21 protein-coding genes, 1 tRNA gene and 1 pseudogene are annotated in these 20847 nt (G+C 69.4%); 12 read left to right on the forward strand and 11 right to left on the reverse strand.

What is annotated here, in order from left to right:
• Positions 1–14 precede the first annotated feature (14 nt).
• Both AB0J02_RS05680 and nth read right to left on the reverse strand, forming a co-directional pair.
• Positions 15–767, reverse strand: a complete 753-nt coding sequence (locus tag AB0J02_RS05680) for a CoA pyrophosphatase (protein WP_363192302.1) — start codon at positions 765–767, stop codon at positions 15–17.
• Between the two features lie 73 nt (positions 768–840).
• Positions 841–1746: an endonuclease III gene (gene nth, locus AB0J02_RS05685; RefSeq protein WP_363192614.1), complete on the reverse strand. Its 906-nt coding sequence runs from the start codon at positions 1744–1746 to the stop codon at positions 841–843.
• 356 nt (positions 1747–2102) lie between these two features.
• On the opposite strand from nth, the gene AB0J02_RS05690 reads away from it, so the two are divergent.
• Positions 2103–2777, forward strand: a complete 675-nt coding sequence (locus AB0J02_RS05690) for a Crp/Fnr family transcriptional regulator (protein ID WP_016642758.1) — start codon at positions 2103–2105, stop codon at positions 2775–2777.
• A 133-nt stretch (positions 2778–2910) separates the two neighbouring features.
• Positions 2911–3849, forward strand: coding sequence for a sigma-70 family RNA polymerase sigma factor (locus AB0J02_RS05695; RefSeq protein ID WP_363192303.1), 939 nt, complete (start codon positions 2911–2913; stop codon positions 3847–3849).
• A gap of 11 nt (positions 3850–3860) precedes the next feature.
• Here the strand turns inward: AB0J02_RS05695 and AB0J02_RS05700 are convergent, their stop codons facing one another.
• The 4 genes from AB0J02_RS05700 to AB0J02_RS05715 form a co-directional block, all read right to left on the reverse strand.
• Entirely contained in the window at positions 3861–4691 is an 831-nt protein-coding gene (locus AB0J02_RS05700; RefSeq protein WP_363192304.1) for an MBL fold metallo-hydrolase, read from the reverse strand.
• Positions 4691–5581, reverse strand: coding sequence for an NUDIX hydrolase (locus tag AB0J02_RS05705; RefSeq protein ID WP_363192305.1), 891 nt, complete (start codon positions 5579–5581; stop codon positions 4691–4693). Before AB0J02_RS05705 ends, AB0J02_RS05700 begins: the two co-directional genes overlap by 1 nt.
• Before the next feature lie 99 nt (positions 5582–5680).
• The gene (locus tag AB0J02_RS05710) at positions 5681–6148 is read right to left on the reverse strand and encodes a RidA family protein (RefSeq protein WP_363192306.1); all 468 of its coding nucleotides are present in this window, start codon (positions 6146–6148) and stop codon (positions 5681–5683) included.
• Complete coding sequence (locus AB0J02_RS05715) at positions 6145–6309, reverse strand: DUF4177 domain-containing protein (RefSeq protein WP_107498797.1); 165 nt, start codon at positions 6307–6309, stop codon at positions 6145–6147. Before AB0J02_RS05715 ends, AB0J02_RS05710 begins: the two co-directional genes overlap by 4 nt.
• 85 nt (positions 6310–6394) lie before the next feature.
• Between AB0J02_RS05715 and AB0J02_RS05720 the strand changes: the two genes are divergently transcribed.
• On the forward strand, positions 6395–7354 hold the full coding sequence (locus tag AB0J02_RS05720; RefSeq protein WP_363192307.1) for an ArsA-related P-loop ATPase: 960 nt from the start codon (positions 6395–6397) through the stop codon (positions 7352–7354).
• Positions 7355–7366: 12 nt separating this feature from the next.
• Positions 7367–8662 (forward strand): ArsA family ATPase, encoded by a 1296-nt coding sequence (locus AB0J02_RS05725; RefSeq protein ID WP_363192308.1) that lies wholly within the window; start codon positions 7367–7369, stop codon positions 8660–8662.
• A 120-nt stretch (positions 8663–8782) separates the two neighbouring features.
• Here AB0J02_RS05725 and AB0J02_RS05730 read toward each other — a convergent pair whose 3' ends face one another.
• A complete protein-coding gene (locus tag AB0J02_RS05730; protein WP_363192615.1) occupies positions 8783–9127 on the reverse strand; it encodes a WhiB family transcriptional regulator in 345 nt (114 codons plus the stop codon).
• 451 nt (positions 9128–9578) lie between these two features.
• On the opposite strand from AB0J02_RS05730, the gene AB0J02_RS05735 reads away from it, so the two are divergent.
• The gene (locus AB0J02_RS05735) at positions 9579–11834 is read left to right on the forward strand and encodes a transglycosylase domain-containing protein (RefSeq protein WP_363192309.1); all 2256 of its coding nucleotides are present in this window, start codon (positions 9579–9581) and stop codon (positions 11832–11834) included.
• 78 nt (positions 11835–11912) lie between these two features.
• Here the strand turns inward: AB0J02_RS05735 and AB0J02_RS05740 are convergent, their stop codons facing one another.
• Entirely contained in the window at positions 11913–12377 is a 465-nt protein-coding gene (locus AB0J02_RS05740; protein ID WP_363192310.1) for a GatB/YqeY domain-containing protein, read from the reverse strand.
• 125 nt (positions 12378–12502) lie between these two features.
• On the opposite strand from AB0J02_RS05740, the gene AB0J02_RS05745 reads away from it, so the two are divergent.
• The 3 genes from AB0J02_RS05745 (at position 12503) to AB0J02_RS05755 (ending at position 14395) form a co-directional block, all read left to right on the forward strand.
• Positions 12503–13456: a metallophosphoesterase gene (locus AB0J02_RS05745; protein WP_363192616.1), complete on the forward strand. Its 954-nt coding sequence runs from the start codon at positions 12503–12505 to the stop codon at positions 13454–13456.
• A 42-nt stretch (positions 13457–13498) separates the two neighbouring features.
• Complete coding sequence (locus AB0J02_RS05750) at positions 13499–14269, forward strand: Pr6Pr family membrane protein (protein WP_363192311.1); 771 nt, start codon at positions 13499–13501, stop codon at positions 14267–14269.
• Between the two features lie 52 nt (positions 14270–14321).
• Positions 14322–14395, forward strand: a tRNA-Pro gene (locus AB0J02_RS05755).
• A gap of 165 nt (positions 14396–14560) precedes the next feature.
• Here AB0J02_RS05755 and AB0J02_RS05760 read toward each other — a convergent pair.
• Positions 14561–14873: pseudogene (locus AB0J02_RS05760) on the reverse strand (VapC toxin family PIN domain ribonuclease).
• A gap of 356 nt (positions 14874–15229) precedes the next feature.
• On the opposite strand from AB0J02_RS05760, the gene AB0J02_RS05765 reads away from it, so the two are divergent.
• The 3 genes from AB0J02_RS05765 to AB0J02_RS05775 all read left to right on the forward strand — a co-directional run bounded on the left by AB0J02_RS05765 (position 15230) and on the right by AB0J02_RS05775 (position 18202).
• Positions 15230–17326 (forward strand): restriction endonuclease, encoded by a 2097-nt coding sequence (locus tag AB0J02_RS05765; RefSeq protein WP_363192312.1) that lies wholly within the window; start codon positions 15230–15232, stop codon positions 17324–17326.
• Between the two features lie 187 nt (positions 17327–17513).
• Entirely contained in the window at positions 17514–17759 is a 246-nt protein-coding gene (locus AB0J02_RS05770) for a type II toxin-antitoxin system prevent-host-death family antitoxin (RefSeq protein WP_206968351.1), read from the forward strand.
• Positions 17756–18202: a PIN domain-containing protein gene (locus AB0J02_RS05775; RefSeq protein WP_363192313.1), complete on the forward strand. Its 447-nt coding sequence runs from the start codon at positions 17756–17758 to the stop codon at positions 18200–18202. The genes AB0J02_RS05770 and AB0J02_RS05775 overlap by 4 nt, the downstream gene beginning before the upstream one ends.
• Before the next feature lie 338 nt (positions 18203–18540).
• Here the strand turns inward: AB0J02_RS05775 and AB0J02_RS05780 are convergent, their stop codons facing one another.
• Positions 18541–18867 (reverse strand): hypothetical protein, encoded by a 327-nt coding sequence (locus AB0J02_RS05780; RefSeq protein ID WP_363192314.1) that lies wholly within the window; start codon positions 18865–18867, stop codon positions 18541–18543.
• Between the two features lie 77 nt (positions 18868–18944).
• Here AB0J02_RS05780 and AB0J02_RS05785 point away from each other — a divergent pair, with 77 nt between their 5' ends.
• Entirely contained in the window at positions 18945–19712 is a 768-nt protein-coding gene (locus tag AB0J02_RS05785; protein ID WP_363192315.1) for a glycosyltransferase family 2 protein, read from the forward strand.
• A gap of 79 nt (positions 19713–19791) precedes the next feature.
• On the opposite strand, the gene AB0J02_RS05790 is transcribed toward AB0J02_RS05785, so the two are convergent.
• Positions 19792–20721 carry an FkbM family methyltransferase gene (locus tag AB0J02_RS05790; RefSeq protein WP_363192316.1) on the reverse strand — a complete coding sequence of 310 codons (930 nt, stop codon included), beginning with the start codon at positions 20719–20721 and terminating at the stop codon, positions 19792–19794.
• Positions 20722–20847 lie beyond the last annotated feature (126 nt).

Genomic DNA, 20847 nt, shown 5'->3' on the forward strand with positions numbered 1-20847 from the left:
CGGGGGCAACCTTGTCATGAGCGCCAGTCGAGTGGGACCGTCTTCGCTCGGTCCCAGGGGCGCTCCCAGCCCGCGTAATGCAGGATGCGGTCGATCACGCCGGCCGTGAAACCCCAGACCAGCGCGGATTCCACGAGGAACGCGGGCCCTTGGTGGCCGCTCGGGTGGACGGTCGTCGCCCGGTTCTCCGGGTCCGTGAGATCCGCCACCGGAACCGTGAAGACGCGGGCCGTCTCCGCCGGATCGACCGCCGCGACCGGTGTCGGCACCCGCCACCAGCCGAGCACCGGCGTCACCACGAAGCCGCTCACCGGGATGTAGAGCCGCGGCAGCACACCGAAGAGCTGGACGCCTCTCGGGTCCAGGCCCGTCTCCTCCCACGCCTCCCGCAGGGCGGCGCGCAACGGGCCCTCGGTACGCGGGTCCCCGTCCGCCGGGTCCAGGGCGCCGCCGGGGAAGGACGGCTGGCCCGCGTGCGATCTCAGCGAGCCCGCCCGCTCCATGAGGAGCAACTCGGGGCCGCGCTCGCCCTCGCCGAACAGGACCAGGACGGCGGACTGCCGGCCCGCGCCGTCCTTCGGCGGCAGGAAGCGGCTGAGCTGCTCGCCGCGGACGGTGCGGGCCGCGGCGGCGACGGGGTCGAGCCAGCCGGGCAGGTCTTCCGTGCGCAGCGTGACGTCCGGGACCACCGGGACACCGCCGGTCCCGCCGATGTCACCGGCCTCGCCGGTCCCGCCCATCGCGTCGATCTCGCTCACGTGCTTCATCTCGCCGCCCCCGTACCTGTCGTGACTCGCCCAACGCCTGACCTCCCCCGTTTCGTTCCACGATCCGGGTCTGTCACCCGGTCGTGGCCGTGGCACCGAGGGGCGGGGCCGGGATGCCGCCCGCGTCCAGGTACGACTGCGGGGGCTTGAGCCGCTGGCCGGGGAATCCGCCCTTCTCGTACTTGAGCAGCTTCTTCGCCTTCTCCGGGTCCGTCTCGCCCTCTCCGTACGCCGGGCAGAGCGGGGCGATCGGGCAGGCGCCGCAGGCCGGTTTGCGGGCGTGACAGATGCGGCGGCCGTGGAAGATCACGTGGTGGCTCAGCATCGTCCACTCGCTCTTCGGGAACAGCTCGCCGATCGCCTTCTCGACCTTGTCGGGGTCGGTCTCCTCGGTCCACTTCCAGCGGCGTACGAGCCGGCCGAAGTGGGTGTCGACGGTGATCCCCGGCCTCCCGAACGCGTTCCCCAACACGACGAAGGCGGTTTTGCGGCCCACGCCGGGGAGCTTGACGAGATCTTCGAGCCGGCCGGGCACCTCGCCCCCGAACTCCTCGCTCAGCACCTTGGCCAGACCCATGATCGACTTCGTCTTGGCGCGGAAGAAGCCGGTGGGCCTGATCAGCTCCTCGACCTCCTCCGGGTTGGCCGCGGCGAGGTCTTCGGGCGTCGGGTACTTGGCGAACAGCGCCGGGGTCGTCTGATTGACCCTCAGGTCCGTCGTCTGCGCGGACATCACCGTGGCGACCACGAGCTGGAACGCGTTCTCGAAGTCCAGCTCCGGGTGCGCGTACGGGTACGTCTCCGCCAGCTCCCGGTTGATCTTCCGCGCGCGGCGGACCAGCGCCGCGTGCGACTCGGGCTTCGCCGAGCCGGTCTTCTTCGGGGCGGTCTTCTCCGCGGCGGCCTTCTTCGCTGCGGACTGCGTAGACGCGGCATTCTTCGCTGCGGGCTGCGTCGCCGCGGCCTTCTTCGCGGGCATGGACTGGGCGGCCTTTCCCTGAACGGACACGGTCTCGGGCGGGGTCGCGCCGGTGCGGCGGGCGTCGCCCGACCCCTGTTCGCCCACAGCGGAATCGCGGCCGGCTACCACCGTCCGAGCCCCCTCCGCCTGTGTGGTCACCGGCTTTTTGGACACCCGGCCAGCCTAAAGCCCGACACCGACATCCGCCCCGGAGCCATCGGATCGGCCCCCGATTGGCCCCCTCCCCGTCGGGTTGTGACGCAGGTGCGGCAGACTTGTGTCTGAGTGACTGATCACACTGTTTGGACCGTCCGGCAAAATGGGCGGCGGGATACAACCGTCCCCACAGTGCAGGCGACATAGGAGAGAAACTCGTGGACGACGTTCTGCGGCGCGCCCCGCTCTTCGCGGCGCTCGATGACGAGCAGGCCGCGGAGCTCCGCGCCTCCATGAGTGAGGTGACCCTCGCGCGTGGCGATGCCCTGTTTCACGAGGGCGACCCCGGCGACCGCCTCTACGTGGTCACCGAAGGCAAGGTGAAGCTCCACCGCACATCCCCCGACGGCCGCGAGAACATGCTGGCCGTGCTCGGCCCGGGTGAGCTCATCGGAGAGCTGTCGCTCTTCGACCCGGGCCCGCGGACCGCGACCGCCAGCGCGCTGACCGAGGTGAAGCTGCTCGGCCTCGGCCACGGCGACCTCCAGCCGTGGCTGAACGCGCGGCCCGAGGTGGCCGCCGCCCTGCTGCGCGCCGTCGCCCGGCGCCTGCGCAAGACCAACGACCAGATGTCCGACCTGGTCTTCTCCGACGTGCCGGGCCGCGTGGCCCGCGCGCTGCTCGACCTGTCGCGCCGCTTCGGCGTGCAGTCCGAGGAGGGCATCCACGTCGTGCACGACCTCACGCAGGAAGAGCTGGCCCAGCTGGTCGGCGCCTCCCGCGAGACCGTGAACAAGGCCCTCGCGGACTTCGCGGGCCGCGGCTGGCTCCGCCTGGAGGCCCGCGCCGTGATCCTGCTGGACGTGGAGCGCCTCGCCAAGCGTTCGCGCTGAGCCGCTGCTTCCTCTATGCCTCTTCGTACGTACGTAAGTAGCTAGGTAGGCACGTATACGGGTCCCGCCACGAGCTGTGGCGGGGCCCGTATACGTAGAGGCGCAACACGACTCCCCTGGAGGGAAACCCGGCATGACGCAGCCCCAGCCCCCGTCGCAGTCCCCGTCCGCGGTCGAGCTGGCCGCCCGGTTCGAAGCGGAGCGCGGACGGCTGCGGTCCGTGGCGTACCGCGTGCTGGGTTCGCTGAGCGAGGCGGAGGACGCGGTCCAGGAGAGCTGGCTGCGGTTGCAGCGCGCGGCCCCCGACGGCGACGCCGTACGGAACCTGAGCGGCTGGCTGACGACCGTCGTGGGGCGGATCTGCCTGGACATGCTGCGGACGCGCGCGTCGCGCCGCGAGGACCCTCTCGACCCGGGTACGGCCGACACGCATGTCCCGGACGTGGTGGTGCGGCCCGCCGACCCCGGTCTGGAGGCCGAACTCGCGGATTCCGTGGGCCTGGCGCTGCTCGTCGTACTCGACACGCTCGCGCCGGCCGAGCGGCTCGCGTTCGTGCTGCACGACATGTTCGCGGTGCCGTTCGAGGAGCTGGCGCCGGTCGTCGAGCGCACGCCGGCGGCCACCCGGCAGCTGGCGAGCCGGGCCAGGCGCCGGGTGCAGGGCGCGACCGTGCCGCCCGCGACCGACCTGGCGCGCCAGCGCGAGGTGGTCGACGCCTGGCTCGCCGCCACCCGCGCCGGTGACTTCGAGGCGCTGCTCGCGCTCCTCGACCCCGACGTGCTGCTGCGGGTCGACGCGGGCCCGGGCACGGCGTCCAAGCTGGTGCGGGGCGCCCTGGAGGTGGCCGGTCAGGCGACGTACTTCGGGCAGCTGGTGCAGACGGCGTACGCGGCGTACGTGGGAGACGGGGTGGGCATCGTGCAGGTACCCAGGGGCCAGGTCGTCTCGGTTCTGGCCCTCACCTTCCGGGACGGCAGGGTCATCGGCGTCGACATCATCGCCGACCCGCCCCGGCTCGCCGCGATGGGCGTCACCTGGCCACTGGAGCCCCGGGGACCCCGGGCCGAGTAGAACCGGAACTCCTAGATCAGGCCGTGTTCCCGCAGGTATTCGAGCTGGGCCAGGACGGACAGCTCGGCGGCCGGCCACAGGGAGCGGTCCACGTCGGCGTACACGTGAGACACGACGTCGGGCGCGGCCACGTAGCCGTTCTCGACCGCCGTCTCGACCTGGGCGAGGCGGTGGGCGCGGTGGGCGAGGTAGAACTCGACCGCCCCTTGCGCGTCTTCCAGTACGGGGCCGTGGCCCGGCAGCACCGTGTGCACCCCGTCGTCGACGGTCAGGGACCGCAGGCGGCGCAGCGAGTCGAGGTAGTCGCCGAGGCGGCCGTCCGGGTGGGCGACGACGGTGGTGCCGCGGCCGAGGATCGTGTCGCCGGTCAACACCGCCCGGTCGGCGGGGAGATGGAAGCAGAGCGAGTCCGCGGTGTGCCCGGGGGTCGGCACGACGCGCAGCTCCAGGCCGCCCGTCCGCACCACGTCCCCGGCGGCGAGCCCTTCGTCGCCGAGGCGCAGCGCCGGGTCGAGCGCCCGTACCTTCGTACCGGTCAACTCGGCGAACCGGGCGGCCCCTTCGGCATGGTCGGGGTGCCCGTGCGTGAGCAGCGTGAGGGCGACCCGCCTGCCCGCCCGCTCGGCGGTGGCGATCACCCGCGTCAGGTGGGCGTCGTCCAGCGGGCCCGGGTCGATGACGACGGCGAGGTCGCTGCCGGGTTCGGCGACGATCCAGGTGTTGGTGCCGTCGAGGGTCATCGCGGACGCGTTGGGCGCGAGCACGTTGACGGCGCGGGCGGTGGCGGGGCCGGACAGCACCCCGCCGCGCGGCTGCCCGGGCAGGGCGGCGGCCTCGGTCATCAGCGGGTTCCCCCGGTCTTCTCGGCCGTCCCGGGCCCGCCGGTCGGGATGTGCTTGGTGAACTCGTCGTGCCCCGGCCAGGACAGCACCAACTCGCCCTCTTCCAGGCGGGCCCGGGCCAGTACGGGCGTGAGGTCGCGCTCCGCCGAACCGGCCAGCGCGCCGCCCACCGAGTCGTACGCCGCGAGAGTGCGCAGCGTGGCGATCGTCGGCGGCATCATCGACAGTTCGCCCCGGTCGTACGCCGACGCGGCCTGTGCCGGGCGGATCCACACCGTGCGGTCGGCCTCGGAGGAGTCGTCGCTGGTGCGCTGGCCCGTGGGGAGCGCGGCGACGAAGAACCAGGTGTCGTAGCGGCGCGGCTCGAACTCGGGGGTGATCCAGCGCGCCCAGGCGCCGAGCAGATCCGAGCGGAGCACCAGACCCCGGCGCTCCAGGAATTCGGCGAACGACAGGTCCCTGGCGATCAGCGCCTGCCGGTCCGCGACCCAGTCGGCGCCCGTCGTGTCGTCGACGACGGTGTCCGGGGTGGGCCCGGCGAGCAGGACTCCGGCCTCCTCGAACGTCTCGCGCACCGCGGCGCAGACGATCGCCTGCGCGTCCTTGTCGGGTACGCCGAGGCACGCGGCCCACTCCTGGCGCGACGGCCCGGCCCAGCGGACCTGCCGGTCGTCGTCACGGGCGTCGACGCCACCACCGGGATACGCGTACGCGCCGGCGGCGAAGGCCATGGACGTGCGCCGCCGCAGCATGTGCACCTCGACGCCGTCGGAGTCCCTGAGCAGCATCACGGTCGCGGCACGCCGGGGCGTCGCGGGCACCAGGGTGCCGGCGGCGAGGGCGCGGATGCGGTCCGGCCACTCGGGGGGATACCACTGCCCGTTTGCCATGGCCGGAGGCTATCCGGTGACGGGCGGATGTTCGAGAGCCCACCCGTCACCACCCGTCACTGGAAACACAGCCTTGAAACGCGCGGACGCGCGAACGCGCTACGCCTCGGTGAGCTCCACCTGGAACTCGACCTCGACCGGCGCGTCCAACGGCAGGACCGCGACGCCGACGGCGCTGCGGGCGTGCACGCCCTTGTCGCCGAGCACCTCGCCGAGGAGCTCGCTCGCGCCGTTGATGACACCGGGCTGTCCGGTGAAGTCGGTGGCGGAGGCGACGAACCCGACGACCTTCACGACGCGCGCGATGCGGTCCAGGTCACCGGCGACCGACTTCACCGCGGCCAGCGCGTTCAGCGCACAGGTGCGGGCCAGTTCCTTGGCCTGCTCGGCGGTGACCTCGTCGCCGACCTTGCCGGTCAGCGGCAGCTTGCCGTCGACCATGGGCAGCTGCCCGGCCGTGTACACGTACACGCCGGACTGCACGGCCGGCTGGTACGCCGCGACCGGCGGGACGACGGGCGGCAGGGTCAGCCCCAGCTCCGCCAGCCTGTCCTCTACGGCGCTCACGCAGCCTTCTCCCGCTTCAGGTACGCCACCAGCTGCTCGGGGTTGTTCGGCCCCGGTACGACCTGCACCAGCTCCCAGCCGTCCTCGCCCCAGGTGTCGAGGATCTGCTTCGTCGCGTGCACGAGGAGCGGCACGGTCGCGTATTCCCACTTCTTAGCCATGACGCCGACTGTATCCGCCCATTCCTGGGTCGTCGTTCCCGAGGCTCCTGCGTGATCGGGCCGCTCACTGGTTAGGCTCGAATACGTGAGCAGGCTCCAGGTCGTCAGCGGCAAGGGCGGTACCGGAAAGACCACGGTCGCCGCCGCACTCGCGCTCGCCCTCGCGACCGAGGGCAAGCGCACTCTCCTTGTGGAGGTGGAGGGCAGGCAAGGCATCGCACAGCTCTTCGAAACGGAAGTGCTCCCCTACGAGGAGCGGAAGATCGCCGTCGCACCGGGCGGCGGGGAGGTGTACGCGCTCGCCATCGATCCCGAGCTGGCGCTGCTCGACTACCTCCAGATGTTCTACAAGCTGGGCGGCGCGGGCCGCGCCCTGAAGAAGCTGGGCGCGATCGACTTCGCGACCACCGTCGCGCCGGGCCTCAGGGACGTACTCCTGACGGGCAAGGCGTGCGAAGCGGTGCGCCGCAAGGACAAACAGGGCGTGTACGCGTACGACCACGTCGTGATGGACGCGCCCCCGACGGGCCGCATCACGCGCTTCCTCAACGTGAACGACGAGGTCGCCGGGCTCGCCAAGATCGGCCCGATACACAACCAGGCACAGGCCGTCATGCGGGTGCTCAAGTCCAGTGAGACCGCTGTGCATCTGGTGACCCTGCTGGAGGAAATGCCGGTGCAGGAGACCCTCGACGGGGTCGACGCACTGCGCGCCGCGAACCTTCCGGTGGGACGGATCATGGTGAACATGGTGCGGCCCGCGCTCCTCGGGGAACCCGATCTGGAGCTGAGCCGCGACGCCTCGGTGCGCCCCGCGGTCACCGAGGCTCTGGCGGCGGCCGGGCTCAGCGGCGCCAAGAAGCTCGTCGGGCCGCTGCTGGAGCAGGCCGACGAGTACGCGGAGCGGTACGACCTGGAGGGCGCCCAGCGCGGGCTGCTCACCGAGGCCGGGCTGCCGCTGCACGAACTGCCGTTGCTCACCGAGGGGTTGGACCTCGCGGGCCTGTACACGCTCGCCGAGGAACTGCGACAGCAAGGGATTTAGGGGACCGCTTCGATGACGCTGGATCCTGAGGGCACGCTCTCCATCGACCCGCTGCTCGACGACCCGGACACCCGCATCGTGGTGTGCTGCGGCAGCGGCGGCGTCGGCAAGACGACGACCGCCGCGGCGCTCGGGCTGCGCGCCGCCGAGCGCGGCCGCAAGGTCGTCGTGCTGACCATCGACCCGGCCCGCCGCCTCGCCCAGTCCATGGGCATCGACTCGCTGGACAACACCCCGCGCCGGGTGAAGGACATCGACGACGCGAGCGGCGGCGAGCTGCACGCGATGATGCTCGACATGAAGCGCACCTTCGACGAGATCGTCGAGGCGCACTCGGACCGGGAGAGGGCCAGGGCGATCCTGTCCAACCCCTTCTACCAGTCGCTCTCGGCGGGCTTCGCGGGCACGCAGGAGTACATGGCGATGGAGAAGCTGGGGCAGCTGCGCTCGCGTGACGAGTGGGACCTGATCGTCGTGGACACCCCGCCGTCGCGCTCCGCGCTCGACTTCCTGGACGCGCCCAAGCGGCTCGGCTCGTTCCTCGACGGGAAGCTGATCCGGGTCCTGATGGCGCCGGCGAAGGTCGGCGGGCGCGCGGGCATGAAGTTCCTGAACGTCGGGATGTCGATGATGACCGGCGCGCTCGGCAAGCTGCTCGGCGGTCAACTCCTGCGCGACGTGCAGACGTTCGTCGCCGCGATGGACACCATGTTCGGCGGTTTCCGCACCCGCGCGGACGCCACGTACAAGCTGCTGCAGGCGCCCGGCACCGCGTTCCTCGTGGTGGCCGCGCCCGAGCGGGACGCGCTGCGCGAGGCCGCGTACTTCGTGGAGCGGCTGGCCGCGGAGCGGATGCCGCTCGCCGGACTCGTGCTGAACCGGGTGCACGGCAGCGGCGCCGACGGGCTCTCGGCCGAGCGCGCCCTGGCCGCCGCGGAAAATCTTGACGAGCACCGCATTGTGGATCAGACGGACGGGAAGGAAGAGGTTCGTACCCCTTCCGCGACAGAGCCTGTGACAGATCCCGTGACAGATGCCGCGCCCGGCTCCCCCGCCGTAGCGGAGACACCGTCCGATCCGACCGCTCCCACCGCACAGCAGCTGACGGCGGGTCTGCTCCGCCTGCACGCGGAGCGTATGCACGTGGTCGCGCGCGAACAGCGCACGCGTGACCGCTTCACCGCGCTGCACCCCGAAGTCGCCGTGACCGAGGTCGCGGCGCTGCCCGGTGACGTACACGACCTGACAGGCCTCCGGGACATCGGAGAACGGCTCGCGGCCGGTGGCACTCCGGCCGGAGCTGCGTGAGCCGCACTTCGTACTCGTACCGCGTCAGCCGTACTGCGTACGCGCACTGCGTCCGCGGTACCGCATACCCGTACTGCACGAGCCGTACGTAACTCGGTGAGTGACGCGTGCCGGCCGGCTCTAGCCGACGGCCGCGTACCTCTCGTACGTCTCGTCATCCTCGAGCTCCGCGGGCAACAGACCCGCGCCACGCTCATACTCCGTCCGTGCCGTCTCAAGGAGTCGGCGCCATGACGTGACGGTCGGACGCCTGCGCAACAGTGCGCGGCGCTCCCGCTCCGTCATGCCACCCCACACGCCGAACTCGACGCGATTGTCCAGCGCGTCCGCCAGGCACTCGGTCCGCACAGGGCATCCCGTGCACACCGCCTTCGCCCGGTTCTGCGCTGCTCCTTGAACGAACAGTTCATCCGGATCGGTAGTGCGGCAGGCCGCCTGCGCACTCCAGTCGACTACCCAGCCCATACCGGCGCCGTCCTCTCCCGAATCGAGGCTCCCCCACGGCGGCAGCGGCATATTCACCGCCGCCAGTTGAGGACGTTACGGAAGGTGGGCACACCGCAACACCCCCTTCGGGCCCAATCTTGAATGGCCCGAACGGACTATGCGTAAGCGGCAGATCACCCGACGGAGTGACCGGGGGACATGCGTAATAACCCCGGCAAACCAGGACAGTTCACTCGCGCCACAAGGGACAGCAGGAGACACACGAGGCGTATTCGGACACCCTGGAGGCCGTGTACGGGGGGCCCACCGGAGGGTGCGGGAATGACTACAAGGGGCGAGGAAAATATGCCGGGAACGGTTCGGGGTCGTCCCACGTCTTGATACGAGACCGCACTGCTGTGACAGTTGGGTGCAGCTTAGGCCAAGGCATATACGCCTGTCCGGAGAATCAGAACGTAGGCTGCCCTGCATGGGAAAGAAGCGCTCGGCCGGTAGCGGCGGCGGACTGTCGCCGGCCCAACAGGCCGCAAAGTTCCTCGGTGTCAGCGTGCTCGCAGGAGCTGTACTCGCCGGAATCGCGCTGCCCGCCGCGGGCGCGCTCGGCCTCGCGGCCAAGGGATCCGTCGAGGGGTTCGACGAGATCCCCGCCAACTTGAAGACCCCGCCGCTGAGTCAGCGCACCACGATCCTGGACAACCAGGGCGGCAAGATCGCGACCGTCTACTCGCGCGACCGCACCGTGGTCCCGCTCAACGAGATCTCGCCGTACATGCAGAAGGCGCTCGTCGCCATCGAGGACTCGCGCTTCTACGAGCACGGGGCCGTCGACGCGAAGGGCATCCTGCGCGCCATCAACGCCAACGCGCGCGACGGCGGCGTCTCGCAGGGCGCGTCCACGCTCACGCAGCAGTACGTGAAGAACGTCTTCATCGAGGAGGCCGGCGACGACCCGACGAAGGTCGCGCAGGCCACGCAGCAGACGATCGGCCGCAAGGTCCGCGAGCTCAAGTACGCGATCCAGGTCGAGGACGAGCTGGGCAAGAAGAAGATCCTCGCCAACTACCTGAACATCACGTACTTCGGGCAGCAGGCGTACGGCGTCGAGGCGGCCGCGCAGCGCTACTTCTCCAAGCGCGCCAAGGACCTGAACGTGCAGGAGTCGGCGCTGCTCGCCGGCATCGTGCAGTCGCCGAGCCGCTACGACCCCGTCAACGACGAGGCCGAGGCGAAGAAGCGGCGCAACGTGGTGCTGCAGCGCATGGCCGAGGTGCACGACATCACGAAGGGCGAGGCCGACGCGGCGAAACAGACACCGCTCGGCCTCAAGGTCAGCAGCCCGCAGAACGGCTGCATCACGGCGGTCAAGGGCGCGTCGTTCTTCTGCGACTACGTCCGGCGGGTCTTCCTCAGCGATCCGGTCTTCGGCAAGACGAAGGAGGACCGCGCCAAGGTCTGGAACCGCGGCGGGCTGACGGTCAAGACCACGCTCGACCCGCAGTCGCAGGAATCGGTGCAGGCCTCCATCGCGGACAACGTCTACAAGACGGACAAGGTCGCCACGGCGGTCTCGCTCGTCGAGCCGGGCACCGGCAAGATCCTCGGCATGGGCCAGTCGAAGCCGTACGGCTCCGACAACAGCAAGAACGAGACGGAGTACAACTACTCGGTCGACTACAAGTACGGCGGCTCCAACTTCGGCTTCCCTACGGGTTCGACGTTCAAGCCGTTCCTCGCGGCGGCCGCGCTGGAGAGCGGCAAGCCGGCGACGCAGGAGTACCCGGCGCCGTACGACATGCCGTACCCGAGCAAGGTGCAGACGTGCAGCGGCAAGCCGTGGGTCAACGACGGCGGCTACAAGGTGGAGAACGAGAACGAGTCCGAGTCCGGCCCGTATCGCCTCAAGGAGGCGATGGAGAAGTCCGTCAACACGTACTTCGTGCAGATGCTCGGCGACATCGGCATGTGCCCGGTCGTCAAGATGACCGACAAGCTCCACGTGGTGCAGGGCAACGGCACCAAGGTGCCCGAGGTGCCGTCGTCGATGACCCTCGGTTCGACGGGTCTGTCGCCGCTGACGATGGCCTCCGCCTACGCCGCGTTCGCCAACGAGGGCACGTACTGCACGCCGGTCGCCATCGAGGCGATCACCGGCCCCGACGGCAAGGCGCTCTCCGTACCGAAGACGCAGTGCTCGCGCGCCATGTCGACGGCGACCGCGGACAAGATCAACACTCTGCTCAGCGGGGTGACCGACTCCGGTACGGGTAAGCAGGCCGGCCTCCAGGACCGGGCCAACGCCGGTAAGACCGGTACCACCGACGCCCGTAAGAACGCCTGGTTCGTCGGCTACACGCCGAACCTGTCCGGCGCCGTGTGGGTCGGCAGCGCGCAGCAGAACGTCGAGATGGAGAACATCACCATCGGCGGCAGGTACCACGACCAGGTCTACGGCGCCGACACTCCGGGCCCGATCTGGAAGGCCGCCATGGTCGGCGCCCTGTCCGGCAAGCCCTCGCCCGGCTTCACCCTCGTCGACATCCCCGACGCGGACAAGGGCAAGGGCGACAAGAGCCACGACGACGCCAAGCCCGGCCACAACGGCGGGGGCGGCAACGACGGCGGCAACGGTGACGACGATCCGCTGCCCGGTATCTCCATCCCGCCGGGCCTGATCGGCGGGAACGGGAACGGTGGGAACGGGAACGGGGGTGGCCGGGGCCACTGAGCCCCGCCTCCTCGCGACGTGACGTCAGAAGGGGCGCCCCCGATGAGGGGGCGCCCCTTCTGCATGCGCGCGGCGCGGTCAGCCGGCCAGCAGGCGCTTCACCGTCGCGGCGACGCGGCCGCCCTCGGCGCGGCCCGCGATCTTCGGGTTCGCGATCTTCATGACCTGGCCCATGGCGCGCGGCCCCTCGGCGCCGGCCGCCTTCGCCTCCTCGACGGCCTGCGCGACGATCTGCTCCAACTCCGCGTCGCTCAACGGCTGCGGCAGGTACACGGCGAGGAGCTCGCCCTCCGCCAGCTCGCGGGCCGCGGACTCGGCGCGGCCGCCCTTCTCGAACGCCTCGGCGGCCTCGCGGCGCTTCTTCGCCTCCTTGGCGATCACCTTCTGCACCTCGTCGTCGGAGAGTTCGCGCTTCTCCTTGCCCGCGACCTCCTGGTTCGTGATCGCGGAGAGGGTCAGCCGGAGCGTCGAGGAGCGCAGCTCATCGCGCTCCTTGATCGCGGCGTTGAGGTCGTCGTGCAGCTTCGACTTGAGGGTGGTCATGCCGTGATTGTCGCAGGTACGAGGGGAGCGGCGCCCGCCGATTTCCGGGGCGCGGCCGGTCTGACACGATGGGGCTCATGCGCGCGCGACACGAAGCTCCACTGCAGAGTTCCTTGAAGACGCCTCTGCAGACCTCCCTGAAGGTTTCTCTGAAGGTGACGGCCGGCATCGCGGCGGTGGGAGCCGCCGGAGTGGCCTACGCCGCGGGCTTCGAGGCCCGCTCCTTCCGACTGCGACGGGTGACCGTCCCCGTCCTGCCCCAGGGCATGCGCCCGCTCCGCGTCCTCCAGGTCTCGGACATCCACATGGTCGGCGGTCAGCGCAAGAAGCAGCGCTGGCTGCGCTCCCTGGCCGGCCTGCGCCCCGACTTCGTCATCAACACGGGCGACAACCTCTCGGACCCCGAGGGCGTTCCGGAGGTCCTGGACGCCCTCGGCCCGCTGATGGAGTTCCCGGGCGCGTACGTCTTCGGCTCGAACGACTACTACGGGCCCAAATTCCTCAACCCCGCCCGGTACTTGGTGAACAGGACCCGGGGCAAGCACGGCCTGAACGGCAACGCGCCCGCTGTCGGCGTGATCCACAACCCGTGGGAGGGCCTGCGCGACGGGTTCGACGAGGCGGGCTGGCTGAACCTCACGAACACGCGGGGCGTGCTGAAGGTGGCCGGCGTCGAGATCGGCCTGACCGGCCTGGACGACCCGCACATCAAGCGCGACCGCTACGCGGAGGTGGCGGGCGGCCCGCTGACCGGCCCCGACTTCTCCCTCGGCGTCGTCCACGCCCCGTATCTGCGCGCGCTCGACTCCTTCACCGCGGACGGCTATCCGCTGGTCCTCGCCGGGCACACCCACGGCGGCCAGCTCTGCATCCCCTTCTACGGCGCCCTCGTCACCAACTGCGACCTGGACACCGACCGCGTGAAGGGCCTGTCGACGCACTCGGCCGAGGGCAACACGTCCTATCTGCACGTCTCGGCCGGCTGCGGCACCAACCGCTACACCCCGGTCCGTTTCGCGTGCCCCCCGGAGGCCTCGCTCCTGACCCTGACCCCGGCACCGGCTCCGCGAGCACGGTAGGTCCTTCCGGTCCTGCGGTGGGTCTCGTCCTACGGTGGGGGAATGATCGTGCCGCCCCCTGCTGCCGGCTCCGCCGGTGCCTCCAGTTCCGACTCGGTACCGGCGGAGGCAGTCGTTCCGCAACGCCGCCGCCCGGTGACCGCCGCCTTCCGCGCCCTCATCGCGCTGGCGGCGGCGACCGGCATCGCCATCGACCTGTCGATCAGCGACAGCGCGCTGCGCGTCCTCAGCTACTTCACGATCCAGTCCAACATCCTGCTCGCGGTCGTCCTCGCCCTCGCGGCCCGGCGCGCCTGGACCGCCCGCCCGCCGCTGCCGGCCCTGGTCACGGGCGGCGTCCTGCTCTTCATCTGCATCACGGGCCTCGTCTACCACGTCATCCTGGCCAACGACTCCAGCGGCTTCTCCATGACGGACGACCCGGACCACGCCATGACAGGGGCCCGCCGACTCTCCAACCAGCTCCTGCACACGGTCACCCCCATCGGCGCCGTACTGGACTGGCTCCTGCTCACCCGCCCCGGCGCCCTGCGCCTGCGCCACGCGGGCATCTGGCTGGCCTATCCCCTGGCCTACTTCGGCTTCGCCCTGGCCCGCGGCGCGATCATGGCCCCGGGCACCCCGGCCCGCTACCCGTACCCGTTCCTTGACGTCGACGCCCACGGCTACGCGGGCGTCCTCGGCAACGCCGTGATCTTCGGCCTGGCCTTCTACGCCCTGGCCCTGCTCCTCGTCACGGCCGACCGGTTCCGCCCGGAGATCCGGGGCCCCGAAAACCGGATTTCGTCTCAGGCCGCCGGTCCGCTAAAGTAATCGATGTCGCCGCGACCGGCCCGGACGGGTTCGGAAGGCGGAGCAACGACATCGGGGTGTAGCGCAGCTTGGCAGCGCGCTTCGTTCGGGACGAAGAGGTCGTGGGTTCAAATCCCGCCACCCCGACAGCCAAAACAGCAGGTCAGGGTCGGTACTGAGAAATCAGTACCGACCCTGATGTGCGTTGGGGGGCCGTTTTGGGAGCCAACTCGCTCCCCAGCCCTCACGAGACCACGCCACACCCACATCAACCGTCAGAGCCAGCCTGGCACATCTGTGAACCGGCCCGCCTCAGATAGGCAGGTCATCGGGCATGATGCGGAACGCCTTGTGCCGCCCGAGCGGACGCACGGCACGACAGCCGCGCCGGTCGAGCGTGAGGACGGCATCGGTGTCGTACTGGGCGGCCAAAGTCACGTTCACAGCGTCGGCCAGGTCGAGGTTGAGCCCCGCGCATCGCGCTCGCACAGACTGCGCGGCTGCCAAATAGCCCTCGGTGATCTGCGGCACCACGACGCATCCAGTGCCGGATGTCGCCGACCGCAGCTTCACGGCCGATTCCACGAGTCGCGACGTGTCGATCTCCGCCAACACTGGGAGCCATCTGGGAGCCGACTTGCTCGCCAACTCCCTACCCGTCGCCTCCGACTGGCGGCGCAACACGAGGCCCTGATTCGCCCACCGTGCTCGAGTGATTACATATCGTAGTGATATCAAGGCTCATCGAGCATCAAAGCCTGTCCATCACGAGGACGATCATTGAACTCATCGCAGCAGTCAGATCCCCAAAGAGGCTTCCCGGCACCGCTCCCATGGCTGACACGAGCCGGGGCCACACCGCACGTCCCCGGCAGCCCACCAGAGATCATCAGCAATCTCCGCGCCCTCCTGGCGGAGATCGCGAGGGACTGAACGATCGATCGCCCGTTCACCTGGCCCGATGCCGGCACCTCGATTTCCTTGCGGAAGGCGGTGCATGCACTCGGCACCTGCGGGCTGGTGAAACGGGAGGGGCGCCCGACACGCCTATCCCTCACGGACGAGGCCAGTTACTTTCTGGATTCCGGCGACGAGCTCTATCTCGTCGCTCTTTTCCATGCGCACATCAGATTCTTCGGCGAAGCACTTGCTGCATTGGGCGAAGGGCTCGCCCACAACGAGCTGAATGAGGTCGCAGCTGAGGTATACGGCCTTAGGTGGGACTCGCTCGACCAAGTCCGTCGGCGCGTGTACTGGCTGCGCGCAGCCGGGCTCGTGGACTACTGGACCAACGGCAAGATCGTCCCCGCGGAACGCGGCCTGAGGTTCCTCGAACGTCTGAAACTGGTAGTTCCCGATCAGCTTCCTCACCGCCATTCTGGGCAGATCCTCGAACTTCCCCCGCCACCAGCCCTGTTGGCCGCCGAACTAGCCGAGGTCGATCAGGCCGCACTGAGGTCACGCAAACGTTCACTGGGCTATGTCGCGGGTGGCACACGGGTAGAAGCTCTCGCCCGCCTCGTGAACGCCGCCGTACCTGCGATCAAGCGAAGTGACTTCAGAGCCTTCTGTTCCGGAGAATTCGGCGTTCTGGAATCTTCCGCCGAACAAACGCTCGGGACCTTGCGTTCCCTCGGTCTCCTGACTCAGGTAGGCACCGATACTTTCGCGGCGACGGAACTCGCCAAGAGCTGTCTGGCGTCCGACGAGGCTCTGGACTTCGTTCGTCTGCTTCACCTCAACGTCGCCTTGCTGGGAGAGTCCCTCGACGCCTTGGACAACGAGGCACACACGGCCACACTCCTCCGCGTTCTCGCGGAGCGATACCCCGACGTGCAGCTCACCCGGGAAGACGTCACACGCCGCATCGCACTCCTCCTGGAGACCGGCCTCGCCGAACGCATCGGACTCACGGTCCGGCGAACGGAGTTGGGGGCCTCGCTGGTCAACACCTTGCCGCTCCTCGACCGCGTGACCTCTGGCCTCCCGGAGAACGCCGACCAAGGCATTCCCCGGGGAAGCTCAGCCGCAGAGCCACATGCCGTGACCGATACTGGCCAGCGCAGCTTCGGCTCGCTGGCCACCGAAGTCGTGCAGGCGGCCACCGACAGCGCTGACTACCAGCGATTCGAACGGGCTGTTGCGGCTGCCTTGAATGCACTTGGTGTCGACGTCGAGACGCACGGCGGGCCGAAGAAGACAGATGTGGTCATCGAGCTATGGCAGTCGCCGACTGATCGACAGCGCGTCGCAGTGGAAGCCAAGACGGACGGCGCCGGACTGGTGACTGATCAGGACGTCAAATTCTGGAGGCTGGGCGAACACCGCGAACGCCACATGGCGCAGAGCACACTCTTGGTCGGCCCCCAGTTCGACGCCCGGGTCACCCAGGAAGCGGCAAGGGAAAAGGTGGCTCTGATCACCGCGCGAGAGCTTGCGGATGCCGTCATGCGCCACAGCCGCACACCACTCTCACCGCGCGAGATCGCCGCCATGGTGACCGCAGGAGAAGATGCAGAGGCGCTGGCACTCACCTGGCGGGCGGCGGAGCGACGGCAGGAAGCCCTGAGCCTGGTGCTGCACACCCTGTGGAAGAGCGGGAATGATCCCGTTGACATCCGCTACACCACCGGGGTGCTGGGGGTCAGCGACATCTGGCGAGAAACCAAGGGAGCACTTGAGACCCCTCTGGACAGCAGCGAGATTGAGGAGGCTCTGACCTTCCTGGGGTCCCCCCTCATCGCCGGAGTGGAACGGCAGGGCGGCAACCATGTCGTCACGGCGCCACCCTCTTTGGCCGCCGCCCGTCTGCGGGCGCTGGCTGCTGTCATTGAATCGACCGGCCTAGAGGGACCGCCAGAGAGGCCTAGCGGAGAGGGACCACCCACTCCTCCCAGGCGATCAAGTCCTGAGTCACCTGGGAATCCGTCCGTCCCGCGGCAACAGGATTCATGTGCAGGCGTCACACCGTCTCTTGTCCGTGCATGGGCCAAGGGCCAGGGACACGCCGTCAACGAACGGGGCAGACTGCCACAGGATCTGATCAAGAAGTACAAGCAGGTCCACGGCCATGGATGAATGACCGAGCAGGGTCGGCTGTGTCTGCGCAAGAACCTGAGGGGCTTACGCCCCGCCGTCAGCAGGCCGCTCACTTGCCGGCCGGAAGTTGTCCTGCCGTGACCGAGGTTGACCAATGATCGGCACCGACCGAGCCCTCTGCGCCAGCAACGGATGAACGCCGCCACGAAGTAGTAACATGTAGTACATGGAAACCACTGCTCGTGATTTCAACCAGAGGTCCTCGCAGATACTCGCCGCCGCTGAGCGAGGCGAGACCATCACGGTGACCAAGAACGGCCGCCCCGTCGCCCGTGTCGTGCCGATCGACGCCGACGAGGTTCCGCCCTACTCGACTGAGCCCATGGGGGATATGGAGATTCCGGACATCGGGACAGGGCCCGATCTCACCAATGAGGACATCGAAGAAGCCCTGAAGGGGATGGGCTCTTGAGCGCTGTCGTCATCGCTGACACCAATGCCCTCTATCGGCTTCTCGTCTCCTTGACGGACGGCAGCGCCATCCACCGCAAAGCCTTCTCCACCATTGGACATATGGTGATCTCACCCATGGTCCTGGCTGAACTCGACTACTTGGTGACCACGAAGATCAGTGCGCAGGCCGCATACAACGCGCTCGACTTCCTCGCCAAGGGCACTGAGAGGCGGAAGTTCTCCATCCCCGACATCACCCCCCATGTGCGCACGGCGATGACAGTGCTCGAGGGCTACCGGGACGCAGACGGAGGGAAGGGCATCGGCATGGCGGATGCCATGAACGTCGCTCTGGCCGCCGCCTACCGAACCGAGGTCATGTTCACCTCGGACCGGCACTTCCGCATGGTTCGGCCGCTGACGGGACACGGAGCATTCCGGCTGCTGCCCGATGACTTGTAGACCCACCAATCGGACGCTTCCGTAGAGGGATCACGCCCACGGCGAGGCCGGCTACCAGCAGGTTGGGAGCCACTTGGGAGCCGACTTGCTCCCGCAGGCCCTTCCACACCACGCGAGACCAATCGAGACCACACCCCTGACCAGGGGAAACGCCATCCGTGCAGGCAAGGTCAGCACCCGAACCTCATTCGGGACGAAGAGGTCGTGGGTTCAAATCCCGCCACCCCGACAGCCGAAACAGCAGGTGAGGCTATCTGCGTGACCAGCGCTCCCGGGAACCGCTTGAAGATGCCGTCAAGGGATTTGAGCGATCAGCGATCCGGTGGCCGGGCGACCGGTCAGAGCTCCGGTGCCTCCGGTCGCGTCTCGGCCGGGCCCTCGGCCTCGGGGCCGTCCTCTTCCTGCGTCCGCCCGTCCTCGACGATCTCGCCCGTGTGCGCGTCCAGGAGCATGGACCACACCACGCCGTCCGCGTCCTCGACCTCGGTCGCGAAGAGGTAGCGGTCCGGGTCGTCCTGGGACCGGCCGTATTCGAGGCCCAGGCCACCCCTGCCGCCCTCGTGACGGGCTTCGGCGATTCTCAGGAGTTCTCCGAGCGGGCGGACCGTGCCCGATTCCACGATCCTGCGGGCTTCGTCGCTTTCGATCTGCCTCATACCGGTCATGCGTCCACGCTACGTGAGCAGGCAGCGCGGCTGATCAAGACGGCATACTCACGTGGAAACGAGAAAGGTGGTGAGCCATGAGGCGGCGCGTCATCGTCATCGTCACGGCCGTTCACGCCCCGTCGGCTCGCTTCCTGGCAGATGCGTACAAGTCCCTCGCCGCACAGGAGTTGCCCGACGGGTGGGACTGGCGCTGGCTGATCCAGGAGGACGGCAGGACCGATCAGGTCGCGCCGTACGTTCCTGACGACGAGCGGGTCTCGTTCCGGCAGGGGCGGCCCGGCGGCCCGGGCGTCGCGCGCACCTTGGCGCTCGCGCGCGCGGACGGCGAGTACGTGAAGATCCTGGACGCGGACGACCAGCTCCCGGCCGGTGCGCTGGCCCGTGACATCGCCGCGCTCGAAGCCGACCCGGACCTCGGTTGGGCGACGTCGCGCGCCCTCGATCTCCTGCCGGACGGGTCGACCGTCGGCTTCCCCGGCGATCCCGAGCACGGGCCCGTCGAGCGGCAGGCCGTCCTGGACCATTGGGCGTCGCACGACTACCTGGCCCAGGTGCACCCGGCGACGCTGTGCGTCCGGCGGGAGCTGCTTCTCGCGCTCGGCGGCTGGATGGCGCTTCCGGCGTCCGAGGACACGGGGCTGCTGCTGGCCCTCAACTCCGTTGCCCGGGGCTGGTTCTCGTCCGAGGTGGGGCTGCTCTACCGCAAGTGGGAGGGGCAGGTCACCGGCCAGGCGGATCATGTGGACTCCGCCGAGCGCGAGGCCCGCATGGCGGTCGTGGAGGCGCGGGCCCGGGCGCTGGGCTCCTTCCAGTGGCGTTACCGGGCGGCCGGCTCCGACTGACCGCCCGCTGCTCACCCGCCCGCCTGTTTTCCCGCCCGCTCGCCCCTGAACCTCGTACTCGATCGAACCTCGTGCACGATCACAGCACTTCGGCATCGATCCGCGAGAAGATCAGCTCGGTCTCGCCCGTGAGCGGCTCTCGCCAGCGGACCGGCGGCGCGGGGTGCCGGATCGCCCGGGGGTAGCCGGCTGCCGAGTAGTCGGTGGGGAGGCGGTACGTGTGGAAGCCGTTCTCGCGCATCGTCTCCAGCAACTCCTCGGCGGAGTCGCCGAGTTGCTCCATGCGTTCCGGCGTGATCTCCACGGCGATCTCGGCGTCCGGGCGGAGGTCGCCCAGCAGCGGAGCCAGTCCGCGGACCGCGCTCCCCTCCGCCCCCTCCACATCGATCTTGATCACCCGGGCCCCGGCCACCTCTTCCGGCCGCAGAAGCTCCGCGAGCGGCAGCGCCTCGGTCTCGAACGTCGACTCCGCCGGACCGTCGTACGGGACTATCGAGTTGGCGCCCATGTTGTGCGAGCTGGCGAGGATGAACTTCAGTGTCCTGCGCGCGTCCGACACGGCGGTGTTGACCGCGCGGATGTTGTCGCAGTGGTTGAGCTCCGCATGCCGCACCAGCCGGCGGTGGAAGGCGGGCGATGCCTCGATGGCCACCACCCGGCCGGTGCTGCCGACCAGGCGCGAGCCGAGCACGGAGAACACGCCGATGTTGGCGCCGACGTCGACCAGGACGTCGCCGGGGCGCAGCCGGGTCTCCAGCCACCGCGTCATGTGGGGTTCCCAGACGCCGAACAGGTAGAGGTAGCGCTGGATCAGGTCCTGGGTGTCCAGGGCGAACCGGGCGCCCTGGCGGGACTCCGCGACCCGTTGCCTCGGGGCGTCCCGCAGCCGGGTGTTGAGGTACCCGGCGGCGAGCAGGCCCTTGCCCGCGCTGCCCGGCGCGTACCGGACGTACCGCCGGCCAAGGGTGGTCATGAGGGTGTTCATGACGTCGGACACGGGGTGGGTCATCCAGTCGCCTTCCGTGAGGCCCCGGCTCCGGGAGGCCCGGCCGCCTTCCATGGGGCCCGGTCACGGTAACTTCCGGCGCGCCCGACCGCTCAGGCCCCGTCACGGAAGGCCCGCTCAGGCCCGGTC

Origin of the sequence: Streptomyces sp. NPDC050264 (genome assembly GCF_040655895.1) — a bacterium.
Lineage (GTDB): Bacteria > Actinomycetota > Actinomycetes > Streptomycetales > Streptomycetaceae > Streptomyces.

What these genes read in the sequence shown, in the direction of transcription:
- nth (WP_363192614.1), bottom strand. Translation starts at nt 1,746, where the DNA reads ATGCCCGCGAAGAAGGCCGCGGCGACGCAGCCCGCAGCGAAGAATGCC.
- AB0J02_RS05725 (WP_363192308.1), top strand. Translation starts at nt 7,367, where the DNA reads ATGACGCTGGATCCTGAGGGCACGCTCTCCATCGACCCGCTGCTCGAC.
- AB0J02_RS05695 (WP_363192303.1), top strand. Translation starts at nt 2,911, where the DNA reads ATGACGCAGCCCCAGCCCCCGTCGCAGTCCCCGTCCGCGGTCGAGCTG.
- AB0J02_RS05770 (WP_206968351.1), top strand. Translation starts at nt 17,514, where the DNA reads ATGGAAACCACTGCTCGTGATTTCAACCAGAGGTCCTCGCAGATACTC.
- AB0J02_RS05700 (WP_363192304.1), bottom strand. Translation starts at nt 4,691, where the DNA reads ATGACCGAGGCCGCCGCCCTGCCCGGGCAGCCGCGCGGCGGGGTGCTG.
- AB0J02_RS05790 (WP_363192316.1), bottom strand. Translation starts at nt 20,721, where the DNA reads ATGACCCACCCCGTGTCCGACGTCATGAACACCCTCATGACCACCCTT.
- AB0J02_RS05785 (WP_363192315.1), top strand. Translation starts at nt 18,945, where the DNA reads ATGAGGCGGCGCGTCATCGTCATCGTCACGGCCGTTCACGCCCCGTCG.
- AB0J02_RS05680 (WP_363192302.1), bottom strand. Translation starts at nt 767, where the DNA reads ATGAAGCACGTGAGCGAGATCGACGCGATGGGCGGGACCGGCGAGGCC.
- AB0J02_RS05715 (WP_107498797.1), bottom strand. Translation starts at nt 6,309, where the DNA reads ATGGCTAAGAAGTGGGAATACGCGACCGTGCCGCTCCTCGTGCACGCG.
- AB0J02_RS05735 (WP_363192309.1), top strand. Translation starts at nt 9,579, where the DNA reads ATGGGAAAGAAGCGCTCGGCCGGTAGCGGCGGCGGACTGTCGCCGGCC.
- AB0J02_RS05780 (WP_363192314.1), bottom strand. Translation starts at nt 18,867, where the DNA reads ATGACCGGTATGAGGCAGATCGAAAGCGACGAAGCCCGCAGGATCGTG.
- AB0J02_RS05740 (WP_363192310.1), bottom strand. Translation starts at nt 12,377, where the DNA reads ATGACCACCCTCAAGTCGAAGCTGCACGACGACCTCAACGCCGCGATC.
- AB0J02_RS05730 (WP_363192615.1), bottom strand. Translation starts at nt 9,127, where the DNA reads ATGGGCTGGGTAGTCGACTGGAGTGCGCAGGCGGCCTGCCGCACTACC.
- AB0J02_RS05750 (WP_363192311.1), top strand. Translation starts at nt 13,499, where the DNA reads ATGATCGTGCCGCCCCCTGCTGCCGGCTCCGCCGGTGCCTCCAGTTCC.
- AB0J02_RS05705 (WP_363192305.1), bottom strand. Translation starts at nt 5,581, where the DNA reads ATGGCAAACGGGCAGTGGTATCCCCCCGAGTGGCCGGACCGCATCCGC.